Here is a 17,655-nt window from a genome sequence, read left to right on the forward strand (position 1 = left end):
TCGCTAAATTAAATGGACTTAGCTGCTTTAGCAGTTGAATTTTTAAATGCAAATTTATCTTTCAATATTTTCATATCCTCACTCACTTTTCTATCCAATACCTTTGCATAGTGCTGCGTAGTTCGCAAGTTTTTATGACCTAGCATTTTACTCACACTTTCGATAGGAACGCCATTTGTGAGTGTTACAGTCGTTGCAAAAGTATGTCGGGCAATATGAAAGGTTAGTTCTTTTTCAATCTCGCAAACACCAGCTATTTCTTTTAGATAGGCATTCATTTTTTGATTTGATAAGATTGGCAGTAGTCTATCTTCATTATTACATTGTGGATGATTTTCGTATTTATCGATTATCATTTGTGTAATTGGAAGGATTGGGATTTTTGAAGCGCTCTCGGTTTTCTGGCGATGTGTGAATATCCATTTCTCACCGTAGATTCCAAGACTTATTGGGACTTTGTTAAGTTTTTGACATCTATATAAGCCAAACCAGTAAAGCAGCTAAAAAGAAAAATGTCACGAACTAATTCTAATCTCTCTGTTTTTAAATCCTTGTTGATAATGTTTTGAATTTCTTCTTCAGATAAATAAACTCTTTCCACTTCTTTAACTTTCGATTTGTAATTTGCAAATGGATTTTTATCTAACCAGTCATTGTCCAAACAAATCTTAATTATTTTATTGAAGTTTTTGAGATACTTGACAGCTGTATTATTAGCACAGTTTCGGACACTTCGCAACCAAAATTCATAATCGGTTACAAAGGCGTGATCTATTTTATTAATATCAATATCGGAAACTTTATATTTCCACTGTAAAAACTCTACGGTGTGACTTAAAGATGTTTTATAGCGTTCTAATGTTCCTGGAGCGTATTCTTTACCAACGAGTTCTTTGATATTATTGTTATGGTCTTGAAAGATTGGAACCAGTATCCTTACTCGTTCATCTACTCCCAGTATTTTACTTTTGAGAGTTTCGGCAGTTACTGGAATTTTCTTGTGAACTAATTCCATTTGCATATCAATAATTTGAATTCTCAACATATTGAGATGATTGTTTATTGAACGAGCTTCTTCTGAGTTGCCTTTCATTTTGCCGGCTTCTGTGGACCATTTAGATATTTCTACAAATCTGTTAGAACTTAATTCAATTCTTTTGCCATCAATAGTAATTCGAGTGTAAATAGGAATTAAACCATTTACATTGGCTTTTGCTTTCTTTGCGTAAAAGAGAATAGATACTTTTGTTTTCATCGTGGTAACCTTTTCGTTATTACTAAATTTAATTTTAATAAGGCTAGCACACAAGATGTACAGTTTTTAAACAGGTCATTGAACTGGTTGCAATACCTTGTAAATGCTAGTCTGAGACAAAAATCGGTTACCCTAATTTTGGATAGTTTAGGGTAACCGAATTTATGGATCAAGAACAAAGTCTGGGGAGGAAATGTCGAAAAAAAATTAGAAATTTGTCGCTCTAACAATTTGTAATGACTTCTATAGACCTTTTGAAATTTATGCTGCCTGATTTTTTAGTTGACCACTTTGAGGTAGTTTCTGCTAATGAAACTCAGGAGATATTACACCTATACTTTGAGGAAAAAGCCAAAGCCCCTAAAGAGTTTGATACACTTGAATTAGTATCAAAGGGATTTGTGGATGAAATTACCATTCAGGATTTCCCTCTACGAGGTAAGTTTGTGTATTTACATATCAAAAGACGTCGTTGGACTAATAAAACCAATGGAGAAATCCTTAAAAGAGATTGGACCTTAGTTGCTAAAGGAACCCGCATGACTCAAGAGTTTGCGGCTTTTTTAAAAGAAATCAATAGATAACAGCGCCACCGACTGCCATACCATCGGAAGGTTTTTCGGGGTCAACGGAAAAAAACTTCAAAGACAGTATAAAAAACACCTGAGCTCCTTTAATACCTGGGCTCCACGAGAACATGCCCATCAGTGGATTCTTTACCCTGAAAACATAGGTACACACTTATCGATTGATGAAGTAGCTTTGTCTCAGGGAGAGCTTTACACCATTGTAACCAACAAGAAGTTCAAAGGCAAACAAGGTTGCTTAGTGGCTATTATTGCTGGAACAAAGGCAGATCAAGTCATAGAACACATCAGTAAGATTGATTATAAAAAAAGAAGTGGTGTTCAAGAGATAACACTGGACATGGCTAATTCTATGAAACTGATCTCCAAAAAATGCTTCCCAAAAGCAATACAGGTCACTGACAGATTCCATGTTCAAAAATTAGCATTGGAAGCCATGCAAGAAATCAGAATCAAACATCGCTGGGAAGCTATGGATCTTGAGAATCAATTGATAATGCAAGCCAAAAAAGAGAATAAAACATTTATACAGGAGCTCTTGCCTAATGGAGATTCCTTAAAACAGCTTTTGGCAAGAAGCAGATATGTACTTTATAAATCTCGCGAAAAATGGACTGAGCACCAAAATGAGAGAGCGCAATTGTTATTTGAATTATATCCAGATATAAAGAAAGCTTACGGTTTGAGTCAACAACTTCGAGGTATTTACAATAACAACAACGACAAGCACGTTGCGATGACAAAACTAGCACATTGGTACAGGAATGTAGAAGAATCAGGGTTTAAAAACTTTAATATATTACTCAATACGGTAACTATTAACTATCAGACAATTTTAAACTACTTTGATAACAGGAGTACCAATGCTTCTGCAGAATCTTTTAATGCCAAAATAAAAGCATTTAGAAGTCAGTTTAGAGGTGTAAGAAAGATAGATTTCTTTCTATTCAGATTATCTAATATTTTTGCCTAATCCCCAACTTTTGCACCTGATCCGAATTTATCCCTTTCAGTTCACGCATTAATGAATATTTTGACGATAGGGTAAAAGAAAAAAACCTTTAAATCCTATGATTTAAAGGGTTTTAATTCAATTTGTATTTCTACTGGCGGAGAAAGAGGGATCAGAACCTAAATTCAGCATCCCGCTCTTATACTGCATTTCTAATATTTTTTTACCTGCTGCGCCACGATTCTGCCACAAACTTTAAAACGTGTTAATTTTGCATGTAAAACCTTGTTTTTTTAACATGTTATAATTCTATTTTTTTAATATGGCAAAAATACATTTTTTTATAATGTAATCAATTTCTGACGCACTTATTTGCATTTGTGTTTAATGAGAATAGATTATTATAGCTACTTCCGATATTTTACTGTTCACCTAATTATATGCTTTTGAATATAAAAAAACATATAATTTTAAAAATATATGCTTTTGCATATAATGAAATTTACTTTAATAATAGCATTAAGATACTTTGAATGCGGCGGCCATTAATTCTTGTTCTGCTCTAGAGATTCCAATTTTTTGCGCAATGACTTTCCAACTGCTTACGGCCTCAATAACTTCATTTATGATTTTATCCATTTGGCTGTTATCTAGCCTAAAATATTCTCCAACACTTATTGCAAGATTAAAATCAAGCTCGTTGTTGTGAGTATCAATATTCAAGGCAAGGCCATCCTTATCTATTGAGGGATTAATATCATAGGCTGGAGATAGTGTCCAACCTTCGTTAGTTAATATGAATCCATGATTTCTAAGGTGGTCATCAGTGTTAGAAACAGCAATATTAAAAATAATCCTGCGCCATAGCTGCTGTAAGTTTTCATTAATATTCACTCCATAGTTTTGAATAAAATCAGCAATGTCAAGATAACTTGGTGTATTATTGCGAATTGTATCTTCACTATTAGAAGTCATCGTCATTGCCGACGCAAAATGTATTCTTTGTTCTTTTTCCCGATCGAAACGCTTTGTGAAAAAAGTGTTGTACTTTCCGGCAATCTTATCTATTTTGCTTGGCGTCATATTTATGCCCGCTTTAAGTGCTAGTTCATAGGCAAGCATTTCCCATGCTCCCTTATCAATCGTATCATTTTTTGAAGGGAATTTTGCTATCCAGAGCTCCTTATTCTCATCAAGAATATTAGCTTTTGGCCTGGCTCCTCCAAGAGAAGAGCCTGGAGCCATGAGAACAGAGAGCCATTTTTGGGTCTCCTTGTTATCATCGTCATTCTCCAGCATTTTTGCGGCGTTCTGAAGTTCACGGATGGAAGACCATGGTGGAGTAGGGCTTGTATTATTATTGTCTAAAAATGGTCCGTCGGGCTCAGTCTTAAAACGCAACGCTCCCATGCGGCTTTCATCGTAAACACCAAGAAGATAATCTATATCGTAAAGTGTCCGTGGTTTTTCTCCATTCTCTTTTGCCTGCTGGCTGACTCGTCTTTTCATTAGTGTTCGCCCCCATGTATCTGGCATACTATCAAGGAAAATTCCAAAGTTTTCTTTATCACTTGGGAATTGTGGACCTGAATAAAACTGAATATCCGGATCAAAAAGCATCTGATCTTTTGATTTAATCCATGTTCTGTCGTATTCAAAGCTGAATGATTTTTTGCCTTTGGCAAAATGTGCCGACAGTATGCCTGTTAACTCAGGTTCCTGCATACCTATCCAGTGTGCATAAACATATATGTCGAATTTGTTCTGTGCCATCTCTTCTAATTATAATAACTCTAGGTCTTGTAATTTTCGTCCAAAGGTATCATCCGCTGCAAGTTTAAGAAAATCCTCATGAAGACCTAAGACCCGAAGTACATTAAAATAAGCACCCATAGCTACACCTTCATTTCCTTGTTCTATTAGATACAATGTAGATCTTGCGATATCTGCACGTTCAGCTACTTGATTAGTGGTAAGTTTACGTCTTTTTCTCGCTAGTTTAATATTCTCTCCCATTTGTTCCATCACCTCCTTATATTTAGGATAAATGATTTGTTTCTTCCTGTTCATCTTTGCAATGTATTACTAATGTTACTGTTGATTGTTATTTCATACAAAATTAATCAATTTGTTTGAAATAACAATCAATTTGTTTGTTTTCTTTCTATTCTTCTTCTTGTTCTTGTTGTTCTTGTTGTTCTTGTTCTTGTTCTTGTTGTTGTTGTTGGAGATACCAAATCTCATCAACATGATCATCTCAGTTGGAATTATTCTTTTTTGAATCTATATAAATGAAGAGTAAAAACTTAAAAGTTAGAGAAATAAAAAAGTAGACTGTGACAAAAGATACATATAATTTCCAATTCGAAAACTATTTTAGCAGTCTTTAAAAAATCAAATTAATTTTATAAGGCTAACCACTAAGGTTTTTGTTGATATTAGAATAAAAACTTCAATCAAGTAAACAATTAGAATTCTAACTTACTTAAATGAAAAAAGCTAAGAGATACAAGATTATCAATAAATTTTTTAAACTTGATCAGAGATTAAATAAGATAGAAAATTTGTTGCTCTTAAACGAATCGCAGATTAATCTATTATCATACGAAAGGTGCAAAAGCTCTTATAGTAAAAGTGAGCTTGCAATTCTGTTCTATATTCTGATGGATGAAGGTCTGTTCTTTTTTGATCCATCTGATGTGAAAAAAAATCGAATCAGTATTCAGGAATTCATAAGTAGCAATTTCACATATAGAGATAATGAAGGAGTTCAGAAAAAAATAACTAGGATAAGCAGACAGTTTTCCGAGTGTAAAGGTTATACTTATAAAGAGAAACAGATGATATTTTTAGATGACTTGATTGGGATATTGACGGAGCGGAAAAGAAAACTTGAGAACTGGTAAGCTGGAAAAAAAAATATAATATCAACAAACAATTCAATTATGACAAAGAAAGAAAAGAGGCAAGCTTTTATAATGGAGATTAAAAATATTATTGATCCTTTAATGTTAAAACTGGAAGCGATCGATTCAAAAATCAGTAAAGGAAAAACCTTGAGACCTGCTTATTACAGAAATGAGGATTTAAAAAAAATATTTGGACTGTCTAATAATACTATTATAAAATACAGGCAGACTGGGATTCTTCCACATACTAAACTAGGAGATATATTTCTATACGATAGTGTGAAGATTGAGGAAACTCTTCGTAAGAATTGTATCTGAATGAATCTTTTTTTTATAACAATATAAAGAGCAACTTTCTTTCTTTTTGCGAGTCTTGGTTCTTAAAAATAATAATAATATGGAGATAAACAGAATTCAATATGCTTCAGATCTGCATCTGGAGTTTATTAAAAACAAAGAATTCCTGAGAGATAATCCCTTAATTCCAAACGGAGATATCTTAATTCTGGCTGGGGATATTGTACCTTTTTCGCTCATGGATAAACATCACGATTTTTTTGATTTCTTGTCCGATAATTTCCAAATGACATATTGGATTCCTGGAAATCATGAGTATTACTATTTTGATGCTCTTCTGAAAATAGGAACTTTTTATGAAAAGATTAGAAATAATGTAATCCTTCTAAATAATTATGTTGTAGAATATGATAATTTAAAACTGGTTTTCTCGACTCTATGGTCCCATATTAGTCCGATTTCCAGATTAAATATTGAAAGAGGGCTCAGTGATTTTCATGTTATTAAATATAATGGGGCAAGCTTTTCAGCAATTGATTATAATAAGTTATATTTTGAGAATCTAGAGTTTATCACGAAGATTCTACAGACTCCAGAGTCTAAAAAAACTGTTGTCACAACTCATCATGTTCCGACTTTCAAAGAATATCCAAAAATGTATTAAAATAGTCCCTTGAACGAAGCTTTTGCTGTAGAACTTTCAGAGCTTATTAAACAGTTCCAGCCAATTTACTGGATTTATGGACACAGTCATTATAATAATAAGGATTTTAAAATTGGAAATACAAATATAGTAACAAACCAGCTTGGATATATCCAACGAGGTGAAAATGACAGGTTTTGCAGTGACAAAGTTTTAATTTTCTGAATTTCATGGTGTAAAGCTATTTCGACGGATACAATTTATTACTTTAATTCTTAATAGGATATGAAAATGCTATTTTACTGGAAGATATTTTACAACTAACGCTCATTGAAGGTTTTAATGGTGATCAATGTAAGTGACATCGAAATCTAGTTTTTTCTACCCATGTTCTGCCCACCTTATCTACTTTTGTCTTTAATAGAAGACCAGGATTTGAACTTTCCCAAGGATTGTAATTCAATTGTTGATAAGGTTATCTGCCTACTTTTCTACCCACCTTTCAAAATTAGAGTGTTTTTAAGATATAACATCACAACTGGAAAGTGCATTTATTTTTAGCTAACTTATATGAAGTTAAATCATGTTCATTTTTTCGTATTGTTCACGAAACTTGAACTATTAAAAAAGTGAACAAATTACAAGATACGAATCTGCTGCACCCAAATCAGCAAACATATCGGTCTCACTCCGATTCGAACCCTAATTCTAAGATGCTGTTTTTATCGGTTTTTAATCTAGAATTTATAATGTGCCACGATTCTGCCACAAAACTTAACTTGGTAAAAGCTTTAAGAAGTTTATTAAAGTTTTTTGGCACTGTTGGAGATCGCTCCAAAATAAATATGCATATGAAATAGAAGCAATTCTCTACTAAATAGCTGCCTGAATTATAAGAACGGTTCAGTTAGCCTGTGTTTAAAAGAAAATAAAACAAGTCCAACTTTTGATCTTATATTGTATTTTTCAAATAAAGCGGCTCTGTAAACTTCAATAGATTTTATAGACAAATTCATAATTTCGGCCATCTGTTCATAGGTTAATTCCCTTTCATCGCAAACCAGTCTAAGGAAATCGAATTCCCGCTGCGTTAAAATAATATTCTCTTTTTTCTCACTGTTGTTATCATAATTACGTACGCGTTTAAGAATTTCGGAAACATTATTATACCCTATTTTAATAATGTTATCAATAGCAAATTTCAAATCGTGAGCTGTACAGTTTTTGTGTAAAAAACCTCTGGCGCCATGATGATAAGCAGCATCGATTATTTGCTCGTCAAGATGCTGTGTCAAAAGTAGCACCTTGAACTCTTCTTGCTTTTCTTCAAGTGTTTTTAATACTTCAATACCATTCATATTGGGCATGGAATAATCCAAAATGTAAATATCTGGGGTAGGATTTATCGGCAATGCCTGCAGGAAATCATCACCATCATCAAACTCATTAATTACTTTGAAGTTGCCTATTTTATGTAGTAACTCTTTCAAGCCTTGTCTTACAATAGCATGATCATCGATTATACAAATAGTAGTCTGTTCCATACTTTAAATTCTTTTATTTTCGGAAAGGATAATTTTAGTACCAGATCCTATTTGACTTTCTACCTCTAAAATATAGTCTATACTATTGGCCCTGTTGATCATGTTTAGTAATCCTAAAGATAATTTGTTTTTTTTATCGGAAGAATCAAATCCTTTACCATTATCCGCAATAATCATTTTAAAATCAGGGTTAGTCGTTATCAAAATACTCATTGTCGAAGCTTTAGCATGTTTAAAAATATTACTAATACATTCTTGAAAAATACGGTAAATGATTATTTTTTCATTATCATCAAATTTCTTAAACACGATTTCTTCAAAAGAGTATTTAATGTCAACTTTATTGTTTTTTTGCAGTCGTATTATTTCTGTTTCTATAGCTTTTATGACATCCTGCTGTAATAACAATTGACTGTTCAGGGCATGACTGATACTTCGTATGGATTTGGATAAATGGCCTAGTGATTGTGATACAGGGTCTAATTTTTTTTCCAGTTCCAGGGAATCCAGTTTCATATTTTCAATTTGAAAATTGATGTAAGTCAACTGCTGACCAGCATCATCATGAAGATCCTGAGAAATATTATTTAATACCTGCTCCTGGGTTTCAATTACAGTTTGGGTGATTGTTTTTTGAAAATCGAGATCTTTTTGATGTAATAACTTGGTATATTTTTTTATTTTATTAAAATAAAGACGAATCAGTATAACACAAAAAAAAAGTATTAAACCAATAAATATAAAGGCAATTATTATTCCTAGTACGATTTGGTTCATTTGTGGTTATTTTTTTCTCTGTAGATGTAAATATTAATTAAAGTATAGTAGGCGATACAGACTATATTGACAATGAAAACATATAATGTAACCTGGCCAAATAAAATTTCTCCAGTAACATTCAGTGGTTTAAATCCTATCAGTAAACCCATGCCAAAAAAGAAATATACCGGTGCAAACAGTAGTAAATAATTATTGGAGAGGAAATACATTAAATTCTCTTCTCTCAGCTGCCTGTAACTTTCATAAATAAAAAGTATGACATACAGAAGGGCGCCAAAGACAAAAGTATAATAGTTATAAATATCAATTATTTCAATAACAATGAAATTAATAACAGAAAAAAGCACAAAAATGGATAGCACAACATTAGGTGTCTTTTTTCTGTTTATATTTTCTCTAAACGCGGCCATCCATAAAATATCATGAAAAATAATACTGATGTTAAATGGTATTCGGATAGGTTTATTATTATATACTAAAATAGAATTTACCAGTTCGGTAATAAAAACTACCAACAGGATGTACAACAAATAGCGATGCATTTTAATTTCCCATCGAAGATTCCATAAACCCAAAAGCAGCGTTATTAAAACGCACGCTTTTATTGGATTTATAATATCTAGTATGTTCAATCGTATTTATTATAATGGCATAGTAAGAGTAGGAACCTCACCTACTTTTTTAGGATCGGTTGAATAATCATAATATGGGTTTCCATTGACTTGAATGACAACTGCAGTCTGTTGTGATTTTTTAGTTTCGTCCTCTATGAGAGCAAAACTGAATTTAAACTCTGCCTTATCATCATTTTTACCATCTACTTTTGCCAGAGTTCTTATTAAAGTTGTGGAAAAACGATATTGAGATTCTGCCTTATTATTAGGAATAAATCTATCTACCATTTTTAATGTATCAATTTTTTTTCCTCTATGTTCCACAATAAGATATTTATCGTATCCGTAAGACCCTATTGTGCCTTTAAGTTTTTTCCATGAAATAGTATAAGTCTCATCCAGACGAATAATATTACTTTTCAATTTATGATCTCTTAATACGGCCGCTTCTAATATTTTACGCTTAACACGATCGCCTTTCTCTCGTAGCCAGTCTGCTTTTTTTGCAATATCCTTTATTGTGTCATAATCTTCTAAAGTTAAAGAATCAGTCAAGGAAGCTGCCTTAACGGCATCGGTTTGAACTTCAACTGTGTTCACTTCTCCTTTTTTACATGCTGCTATAGCAAAAAGAACCAATAATAATACGATACATTTTTTCATGATTAAAGTTATTTATGGGTTAATAATTTATTTTTCAAATTTTACAATTTCCCAATTCTATCTTTTAGGGTAAAACCCTAATTCATCAGATTTTTTCCCTACTAATCAATTTACTGGCTAAAATAGCGATTTTTCTTCAAAAAAATACTTATTTAACTAAAAATCAAATTTTTAGGTAAAAACCTTAACTCTTTTAGGTATTTCCCTAAGTAATCCATTTGCCGATCAAAGTAGTTTTGGGATACACATTCAAAGAATCATGCCAGGTTGCCGAAAAGGGTAATATAGAGTAGGCAGAATTAAATATTAGAAATCATGTCCAGAGAAATTAAATCAGCAAATCAGCAATTGCCAGCTGCTGCCCCAAATGATTTTAAAGACCGATTATTAAAACTGATTCCGGTAGAAATTATAACCGCATACATCACAATAGCGGGTATAATAAAAAGTTCTTCGAACGGTAAGCTTGATGAGCTCAATCATTTATTGCTTATTGTCATCCTGATCTTAGTAATCCTTACCCCCGTTTATCAGATGAAAATCTTGCAAATTTCCAAGATAGGCCAAATTATATTTTCAACAATTGGATTTTTAATTTGGGCCTTTGCCACAGCAGCACCAATTACTATTACAAATGTAATTGATGGTTATAGCTCTGATTTAATTATTTCCTTGGTATTGATCCTCTATACTTTATTGATACCGCTTATATATAAAGGATAAAAATGTTGATGATTATTGCAATCTAACAATAGATCATCAAAATATAATGTATATGTTGAGAGGTATAATCATTTAGTTTCTTTTAAAACCTTTCCTCCTATTTTTTGAAGTTTATGTTATAGATAATTTTAAAATCTATAAAATTTTAAACTCACTAGTCTCTAATGATTTTTAGAGAAAAATATATAATTAAAATATTTTAAAAAAATGACATCATGAGTAGTTTTATCAAGTTTATTCCACTCAGTGACTGGGATAATCAGGAGGCCAAAAAAAAAGTAAATGAGATTTATACACAAGCAATTTTATTGGCTAAAAGTAAAATTAAGTGGTACGAAAAACAACGTGTATGGAAAGGCAGAGTATCTAAATGGATTCGTTTTTTTGCAATCTTACTCTTAATGTGCAGTTCACTCGTACCTTACATTTCTTTACATTCTAATGACCCAGAAAACCTGTACATAGGTTATTTTTTAGCTGCTCTGGCGGGGGGGATTCTTTTATTTGATAAATATTATGGTTTTTCTAATAGCTGGATCAGATTTACACTAATAAAGATGGATTTGGAGAATATGACAAACTCTTTTATTGTAAACTGGCAAGTTCTCTATCTTAATAATTTCCCGTTAGCACCTGAAGGTTTTGCCATAATGATTGATGCGCAACTAAAATTCCAAGAAAGTTTCAATAATGCGATCAGAAAGGAAACTGAAACATGGGCGAAAGAATTTCAGGAAAACCTAGCTGAATTAGCAGCATCGATTAAATCCCATAGTGAAGCTCTCAAGGCCGATATTGAAGAGCAAAAGGAACGAAGTAAAGTTACTTCTGCAAATGCAGAGTCAAGAGAAAATTCCTTTCCCAGACTCAATGAAGAGGATCAATTCGAATTGCTAAAAGCCGTTATATATGAAAACGGAGATGCATGGAGACAAAATATTAAAGGTTTTACCGGCGTATCAATTGCCAAGAAAGTACAGGGTATCGACCAAACTGTTATAAATCCTGGAACGTACTGCCTGCAATTTAATGTATCTGTAAAAGAATCTGATTTTACAAATCAACACATTCATGCGATACCACCATTCATTTACTCACGTGGTTACAAGATTCCAACCGATGTAATTGAAACCGGGATTGCAAAAAGCAGTATTTTTTCAGGTAAAGATCTTCAACTTCCCAAACCTCCCGGTGTCAGCATAGGAAGACAAAATATTAATAGCGCCGGAACGTTAGGGATGCGAGTTAGATTATCTGATGGAAAGCTATATGGCCTTAGTTGTTATCATGTGATATTTCCGGAAGAATTATTAAAAGGTACGCACGAAATAATACAGGACGAAACTCAGAAAATTATTGACGAAAGTAATATTATTTCTCCCGCTTCCATTGACGGCGGCGAAGTAAATAAAAAATTTAGTTTTTTAGGTAAAGTAAGTCATGGTGTTTTTGATCGGAAAATGGATTGCGCATTTTTTAGAACAACTGACGAGGATATTGGTAGTACCATTTATAATTTTCCTCATGCTACAATGATTCACGATCTGAAAAAATCAGATGAAAAAGAACTTACAGTAAAATTTTGCGGACGAACTTCAGGAAAGGTAGAAGGGGGAAAAGTTTTTTCTATTTATTGTACTCAAACCGTTAATTATTTTGGCACAACTAATTTCAATTTTACTGATGTTATTCAATTGGAGATAAAATGTGACAAAGGTGACAGCGGTTCAGTTGTATTAACTGAAGACAATAAGCTTTTAGCCATGATATTTGCTTCCGGTAACGGATATGCTTGGGCAATCCCGATGCGCAGTATTTTTAATAGATTTCCATTCACTATTGATTAATTAAATCCTTAAGCTATGAATAAATTACTAAAAACTTGTTCTATGGTTGCCCTTGTAATGTTTTGCCCACTGCTTCTCTGTGCGCAAAAAATGACATCTATAGAATTTGAAGAACTAAAGCCGGAAAATTGCAGTAAATCACCGCAAAAAAATCCGCTTAAACTTAAAAAGGGCGAGACACATCAGATTTATATACAATTCCCAACAGCAGCGAAAGCAAAAGAAGTTCTCGACAGATACTCATTAGAAAGAGATGGTAAGCCTTTACCAAATAAATTTGACCTGTCTGATAAGAATTTGATATTAGATACTGGAGATCCGTTTTCAGGAGTTGAATCTAATACTAAAAAAATCAGCTATAAGATTTTATATATAAAAAATAAAAAAAAGCCTAAAGAACTGGAATGTGTATATAGCTTTGAGCTAAGTCCAGATGATGAGAGTGATCTTGTAGAGGAAGGGTCAAAAGATGGTACTGAAGCAAAAATTGATTATGTAGCTCTGATTGAAACGCTGAAATACAGTCTCGATTTGAGCGGTCTTTTTCCTACTGCGAGTTCCTGCTGTGAGGAGGATACCTACCCTTGTCTGAATAGCAGTGTTGCTGAATATATAAAAATTATTTCTGATCCGTTAATAGTTAGATACCAAGGCAAAATTAATAAAATAAACAAAACTAAAGTTACTAGCCTCAGCAAAGACCAACTACCAGAAGATGTTGATAATCTTAAAGGTTTAATTACCACCAGACAGACAGAAATCTTGAAATTAAAGGATGAGGGCACAAAAATCAAAAATCGTTTAATATATGATGCTAAAGCAAATGATATCTATTGGTTTGATTTTGAAGGCATAACCTCTGTGCTTTCCCAAAAGAAACGTAAATATTTTGAGGTTAAAGCCGGCAACAATATTGCGTTTGAAATAATAAATGTTAATCCCTCATCTTACAAACTGTCTATTGATCAAACATCGGTATCCATATGGCAGGACGCCAATGAGATGTTATTAAAGTATTTGAACTTTACTAATACAGGCATTCCTACTGCAGACGGCGCAGAGCAGCCAGAAGCTAAAACGGCTAAACGCATAGACGAGGTTCGTGCAGCAGTAATTCTTATTGTTGCAAGGTTAATGGAACTTCAGCAGAAATTATCCAGTAGCTGTGATAACTTACATTTCAAGCTTATTGAAAGTAAAACAACAGCGAAGCTAAATATTGATAATTTTTTAGAAACTGAGGTACATAAGCCTGTAGGTATATCTTTTGATAAGTTTATGCAGTCGGAACTGGAAATTAAAAAATCAGATTCTACACTTTATAAAATAGCAAAAGACCTTTATAATTTATTGCCGGCATCTCCATACCATATGGAGTATCTAACCAGAGCTAAATATGATAAAGACAGGATTGATTTTAAATACAGTATTCTCGCACGAGAAAATACTCCGTTCATGGACAAAGCAAAAGATGAAACAATACAAGTTTATATTACAGGTAATTTTAAAGTTGATGTAAGCACCGGCTTATATTATGCTTGGTTGAAAGATGATGTTTACAATCTTCGTGATACCACTTCTATTGTAACTAATGGTACTGTAAATGATACTCTCAAGTATAAAAAGATTATTAAAGACAGGACCAATTCAGGTGAATTCGGATTTAGTAGCTATCTTCACTTTTATAGAAAATACATGCCATCGTTTAGCTTGGGAGGTCATATTGGTGTCGGACTAAGTTTAAATAATCAGGTACGACCGCGTTATTTTACAGGTTTAAGTTTGTTATTTGGGCGGGAGAGCGGCAGAATAGCTATCAATCTGGGAATTGCAGCCGGAAATGTTGATCAGATAAGCAATGTATATAGAAAAGATGACAATAATGGTTTGCCTGGATCTGACTATGGCCTTATCCCTTCAACGGAAACCACCATTAAATATGTTTCAAAATTTAGTGTCCGACCCGCTATTGGTATTTCTTATAATATACCCTTCAGTCTTTCAAAGAAAACGCAGCCTGCACCAGAAGTAACTCCAGAAAAAGATAAGACTACTGAAGTAAAAAGCGAGGAAACAAAACCTGAGGAGACCAACGCCAGTGATGCAAAAAAATAGACAAACATTTTTATAATTAAAACAGACCCCTGCAACTCATTTGATTTTCAGGGGTTATATTTTTTTTAGGATCGCTTATAAACTCTCCTATCCTATGCTTAATGGTTTTTAGACACCTAAACTTTGAGATTTAATGAATAATTTGATATAACCCAAAAAGAAAAAACCCACTAAATCGTTGAATTTAGTGGGTCTTGTAACCATTTGCTTTTCAGCTCGCGGAGAAAGAGGGATTCGAACCCCCGGACCTGTTACAGTCAACAGTTTTCAAGACTGCCGCATTCGACCGCTCTGCCATTTCTCCAGTATGTTGCCATCAATTCCTGATTGCGAGTGCAAATATAGTGTCTTTTTCTAAATAAAAAAATATTTAAAGACTAAGTGTTAATTATATTTACATAAAAAAAAACAAAGAACTAATAACCAAAACTTTACATATTTAGAGCCTGTTTAAAAATTTAAAATAAATAATTGTTATGGGTTAAAGAAACCGATTGAAATTTGTCTTTTTGTAGTGACCAAACCATAAAAAGATGTATCCAACCGATTTGACAGAAACCCAGTGGCAATTTATAAAAAAGACTTTAGAAATCGATAATAGAAATCGGAAATATAATTTGAAAGTCATTTGGAATGCGATTAATTATCTCGTAAAAACAGGTTGTCAGTAGCGAATGTTACCTAAAGATTTTCCAAAATGGCAATTAGTGTATTATTACTATTGGAAATGGTCAAATTTGGAATGTTTTGATTTATTACTGCCAAAATTGCGAGAAAAAGTCAGGTTTAATAGAGGTCAAAATACAATGCCAAGTCTAGGAATAATGGATAGTCAAAGTGTACGATGGGGAAACAATCGTTACTTAAATAGTTTTGATGGCAATAAAAAAGTAAAAGGAATTAAACGGCATATTGTGGTTGATAAAAATGGGTTTCTTTTGGCAATAATGGTAACAGTTGCCAATGTCCATGATAGTAAAGCGGCAGATTTACTAATGAGGACGCTTCACTATTTTTTATGTCCTATAAAAGTAATCCTTGCCGATGGTGGTTACAGAGGCGAAGTGATTGAAAACATAAAAAATAAATTTGGCTATATTATTCAAGTGGTAATGCGTTCAGATGATAGAAAAATAGGGTTTAAACCTATACATAAAAGATGGATTGTAGAGAGAACATTCTCTTGGTTTGACAACGACCGAAGATTATGTAGAAATTATGAACTACTTTTTGAAACATCCGAGAATATGGTCAAAATTTCAACTATAAAATTATTATTGAATAAAATTTAAACAGGCTCTAAGTTTCATTTCCATAGAATTGGTCTGAATACCCTGGATAAATATTTTTTAAACAGGGTATTCTAAAAAACACTGCCATTTACAGAAATATATTCGTTAAAAAGTGATCCGGATTTATTTTAAATTGGTTAGTATGAAGCCCTGTTGATGCTGACACACGCAGGGCTTCTTTATGTAATAACTTTAATATTATTTAATTATTGGTTGTCTTTTTTTTAAACCTAAATTTCTATCCTTCTTAGATTCAAGTAATAAATGCAACGTGAAAAAAAACTCTAGTGTTATTCTTTTGACCTAGGTCAAAAGAATAACACTAGAGTTGGCGAAAAAATCATCATATCTTTGGGTTGCAACACTCAAAATAGATGGCACATTTAACGTTAGAACAAAGATACAAAATAGAAGTATATAGAAATGCCGGTATCAGTATTTCCGAAATTGCTGAATTGGTAGATAAAAACAAATCAGTTATTTCTCGAGAAATAAAACGTAATTCTGATCAAAGAAGTGGTGTTTATAAAGCTGTTTTGGCGGATAAAAAAGCTTTAAACAGGCATAAGGTTAAGATCAAAAAATGCACTTTAACCTCAGAAGTTGAAGCAAATATTTTGTTTTATTTAAAGCAAGATTACAGTCCTGAACAAATTGTTGGCAGAGCAAAAATTGACAAAAGAGCAATGGTTTCTAAAGAAAGAATCTATCAATATATTTGGGAAAATAAACGCAAAGGAGGACTCTTATATAAACATCTTAGGACCAAGGGTAAAAAGTATAAAAAAAGAGGACATTTAAAGGATAAAAGAGGACTTATTATTGGTAGGGTCGATATTAGCGAGCGTCCAAAGATTGTAGAAAAGAAAAGTAGATTGGGCGATTTAGAGATTGATTTGGTCATTGGTAAGAATCACAAAGGAGCGTTACTAACTATCAATGACAGAGCCTCTGGAATACTTTTTATGGGAAAAGTAGAAAGCAAAGAAGCTAGTGCAATACAGCAGAAAACAATTGAATTATTGAAAGATTGGAAACCAATAATCAAGACCATTACTTCGGATAATGGAAAGGAATTTGCCAATCATCGGGCCATTGCAGAAGATTTAGATATCGATTATTATTTTGCCAAACCCTACCATAGCTGGGAACGAGGAGCCAATGAAAATTTAAACGGATTAATAAGACAATATTTTCCTAAAAAATCTAACTTTGAAAACATCGAAGAACAACAAATAAAAACAGTAGTTAATACATTAAACAACAGACCCAGAAAAAGATTTGGCTATAAAACACCTAATGAAATTTTCGCCGAAAAAATCAATAAATTGAATACTGTTGCATTTATATGTTGAATCCACCCTTAATATATGAAGCCAAAATATATTTTAGAAAACTACGACAGGATATTAAAAGAAATCAAAAATCCAAAGA

18 protein-coding genes and 1 tRNA gene are annotated in these 17,655 nt (G+C 32.7%); 10 read left to right on the forward strand and 9 right to left on the reverse strand.

Annotated elements, in window-relative coordinates:
• Window positions 1–8: 8 nt before the first annotated feature.
• Both OZP07_RS22155 and OZP07_RS22160 read right to left on the reverse strand, forming a co-directional pair.
• Window positions 9–356, reverse strand: coding sequence for a site-specific integrase (locus OZP07_RS22155; protein ID WP_349293636.1), 348 nt, complete (start codon window positions 354–356; stop codon window positions 9–11).
• An 89-nt stretch (window positions 357–445) separates the two neighbouring features.
• Window positions 446–1,255 carry a phage integrase SAM-like domain-containing protein gene (locus OZP07_RS22160; RefSeq protein ID WP_349293637.1) on the reverse strand — a complete coding sequence of 270 codons (810 nt, stop codon included), beginning with the start codon at window positions 1,253–1,255 and terminating at the stop codon, window positions 446–448.
• Between the two features lie 236 nt (window positions 1,256–1,491).
• Here OZP07_RS22160 and OZP07_RS13815 point away from each other — a divergent pair, with 236 nt between their 5' ends.
• Both OZP07_RS13815 and OZP07_RS13820 read left to right on the forward strand, forming a co-directional pair.
• A complete protein-coding gene (locus OZP07_RS13815; protein ID WP_281635552.1) occupies window positions 1,492–1,839 on the forward strand; it encodes an ISAon1 family transposase N-terminal region protein in 348 nt (115 codons plus the stop codon).
• A gap of 22 nt (window positions 1,840–1,861) precedes the next feature.
• Window positions 1,862–2,815, forward strand: coding sequence for an ISAon1 family transposase (locus OZP07_RS13820; RefSeq protein WP_281638462.1), 954 nt, complete (start codon window positions 1,862–1,864; stop codon window positions 2,813–2,815).
• 498 nt (window positions 2,816–3,313) lie between these two features.
• Here the strand turns inward: OZP07_RS13820 and OZP07_RS13825 are convergent, their stop codons facing one another.
• Together OZP07_RS13825 and OZP07_RS13830 are read right to left on the reverse strand one after the other, a co-directional pair.
• A complete protein-coding gene (locus OZP07_RS13825; protein WP_281635553.1) occupies window positions 3,314–4,567 on the reverse strand; it encodes a type II toxin-antitoxin system HipA family toxin in 1,254 nt (417 codons plus the stop codon).
• A gap of 9 nt (window positions 4,568–4,576) precedes the next feature.
• Window positions 4,577–4,864, reverse strand: coding sequence for a helix-turn-helix domain-containing protein (locus OZP07_RS13830; RefSeq protein WP_281635554.1), 288 nt, complete (start codon window positions 4,862–4,864; stop codon window positions 4,577–4,579).
• Window positions 4,865–5,283: 419 nt separating this feature from the next.
• Between OZP07_RS13830 and OZP07_RS13835 the strand changes: the two genes are divergently transcribed.
• The 3 genes from OZP07_RS13835 (at window position 5,284) to OZP07_RS13845 (ending at window position 6,664) form a co-directional block, all read left to right on the forward strand.
• Window positions 5,284–5,700, forward strand: coding sequence for a hypothetical protein (locus OZP07_RS13835; RefSeq protein ID WP_281635555.1), 417 nt, complete (start codon window positions 5,284–5,286; stop codon window positions 5,698–5,700).
• Between the two features lie 39 nt (window positions 5,701–5,739).
• Window positions 5,740–6,021, forward strand: coding sequence for a helix-turn-helix domain-containing protein (locus OZP07_RS13840; protein ID WP_281635556.1), 282 nt, complete (start codon window positions 5,740–5,742; stop codon window positions 6,019–6,021).
• 79 nt (window positions 6,022–6,100) lie between these two features.
• Window positions 6,101–6,664, forward strand: a complete 564-nt coding sequence (locus tag OZP07_RS13845; RefSeq protein ID WP_281635557.1) for a metallophosphoesterase — start codon at window positions 6,101–6,103, stop codon at window positions 6,662–6,664.
• 869 nt (window positions 6,665–7,533) lie between these two features.
• Here OZP07_RS13845 and OZP07_RS13850 read toward each other — a convergent pair.
• The 4 genes from OZP07_RS13850 to OZP07_RS13865 are packed head-to-tail and all read right to left on the reverse strand — an operon-like array spanning window position 7,534 to window position 10,244.
• Window positions 7,534–8,187 carry a response regulator transcription factor gene (locus OZP07_RS13850; RefSeq protein ID WP_281635558.1) on the reverse strand — a complete coding sequence of 218 codons (654 nt, stop codon included), beginning with the start codon at window positions 8,185–8,187 and terminating at the stop codon, window positions 7,534–7,536.
• Between the two features lie 3 nt (window positions 8,188–8,190).
• Entirely contained in the window at window positions 8,191–8,964 is a 774-nt protein-coding gene (locus OZP07_RS13855; RefSeq protein ID WP_281635559.1) for a sensor histidine kinase, read from the reverse strand.
• On the reverse strand, window positions 8,961–9,599 hold the full coding sequence (locus OZP07_RS13860) for a hypothetical protein (RefSeq protein WP_281635560.1): 639 nt from the start codon (window positions 9,597–9,599) through the stop codon (window positions 8,961–8,963). The genes OZP07_RS13855 and OZP07_RS13860 overlap by 4 nt, the downstream gene beginning before the upstream one ends.
• 9 nt (window positions 9,600–9,608) lie before the next feature.
• Window positions 9,609–10,244 carry a putative periplasmic lipoprotein gene (locus tag OZP07_RS13865; protein ID WP_281635561.1) on the reverse strand — a complete coding sequence of 212 codons (636 nt, stop codon included), beginning with the start codon at window positions 10,242–10,244 and terminating at the stop codon, window positions 9,609–9,611.
• Window positions 10,245–10,559: 315 nt separating this feature from the next.
• Here OZP07_RS13865 and OZP07_RS13870 point away from each other — a divergent pair, with 315 nt between their 5' ends.
• The 3 genes from OZP07_RS13870 to OZP07_RS13880 all read left to right on the forward strand — a co-directional run bounded on the left by OZP07_RS13870 (window position 10,560) and on the right by OZP07_RS13880 (window position 14,929).
• Complete coding sequence (locus OZP07_RS13870) at window positions 10,560–10,967, forward strand: hypothetical protein (RefSeq protein ID WP_281635562.1); 408 nt, start codon at window positions 10,560–10,562, stop codon at window positions 10,965–10,967.
• A 215-nt stretch (window positions 10,968–11,182) separates the two neighbouring features.
• Window positions 11,183–12,814 carry an SLATT domain-containing protein gene (locus tag OZP07_RS13875; protein ID WP_281635563.1) on the forward strand — a complete coding sequence of 544 codons (1,632 nt, stop codon included), beginning with the start codon at window positions 11,183–11,185 and terminating at the stop codon, window positions 12,812–12,814.
• A gap of 15 nt (window positions 12,815–12,829) precedes the next feature.
• Window positions 12,830–14,929, forward strand: a complete 2,100-nt coding sequence (locus OZP07_RS13880) for a hypothetical protein (RefSeq protein WP_281635564.1) — start codon at window positions 12,830–12,832, stop codon at window positions 14,927–14,929.
• Window positions 14,930–15,148: 219 nt separating this feature from the next.
• Here the strand turns inward: OZP07_RS13880 and OZP07_RS13885 are convergent.
• Window positions 15,149–15,233: transfer RNA gene (locus OZP07_RS13885), tRNA-Ser, on the reverse strand.
• A 370-nt stretch (window positions 15,234–15,603) separates the two neighbouring features.
• Between OZP07_RS13885 and OZP07_RS13890 the strand changes: the two genes are divergently transcribed.
• Together OZP07_RS13890 and OZP07_RS13895 are read left to right on the forward strand one after the other, a co-directional pair.
• On the forward strand, window positions 15,604–16,221 hold the full coding sequence (locus OZP07_RS13890; RefSeq protein ID WP_281635565.1) for an IS5 family transposase: 618 nt from the start codon (window positions 15,604–15,606) through the stop codon (window positions 16,219–16,221).
• Between the two features lie 374 nt (window positions 16,222–16,595).
• Window positions 16,596–17,576 carry an IS30 family transposase gene (locus OZP07_RS13895; RefSeq protein WP_281635297.1) on the forward strand — a complete coding sequence of 327 codons (981 nt, stop codon included), beginning with the start codon at window positions 16,596–16,598 and terminating at the stop codon, window positions 17,574–17,576.
• Window positions 17,577–17,655: the final 79 nt, after the last annotated feature.

This window comes from Flavobacterium marginilacus, from assembly GCF_026870155.1.
Classification (GTDB): domain Bacteria; phylum Bacteroidota; class Bacteroidia; order Flavobacteriales; family Flavobacteriaceae; genus Flavobacterium; species Flavobacterium marginilacus.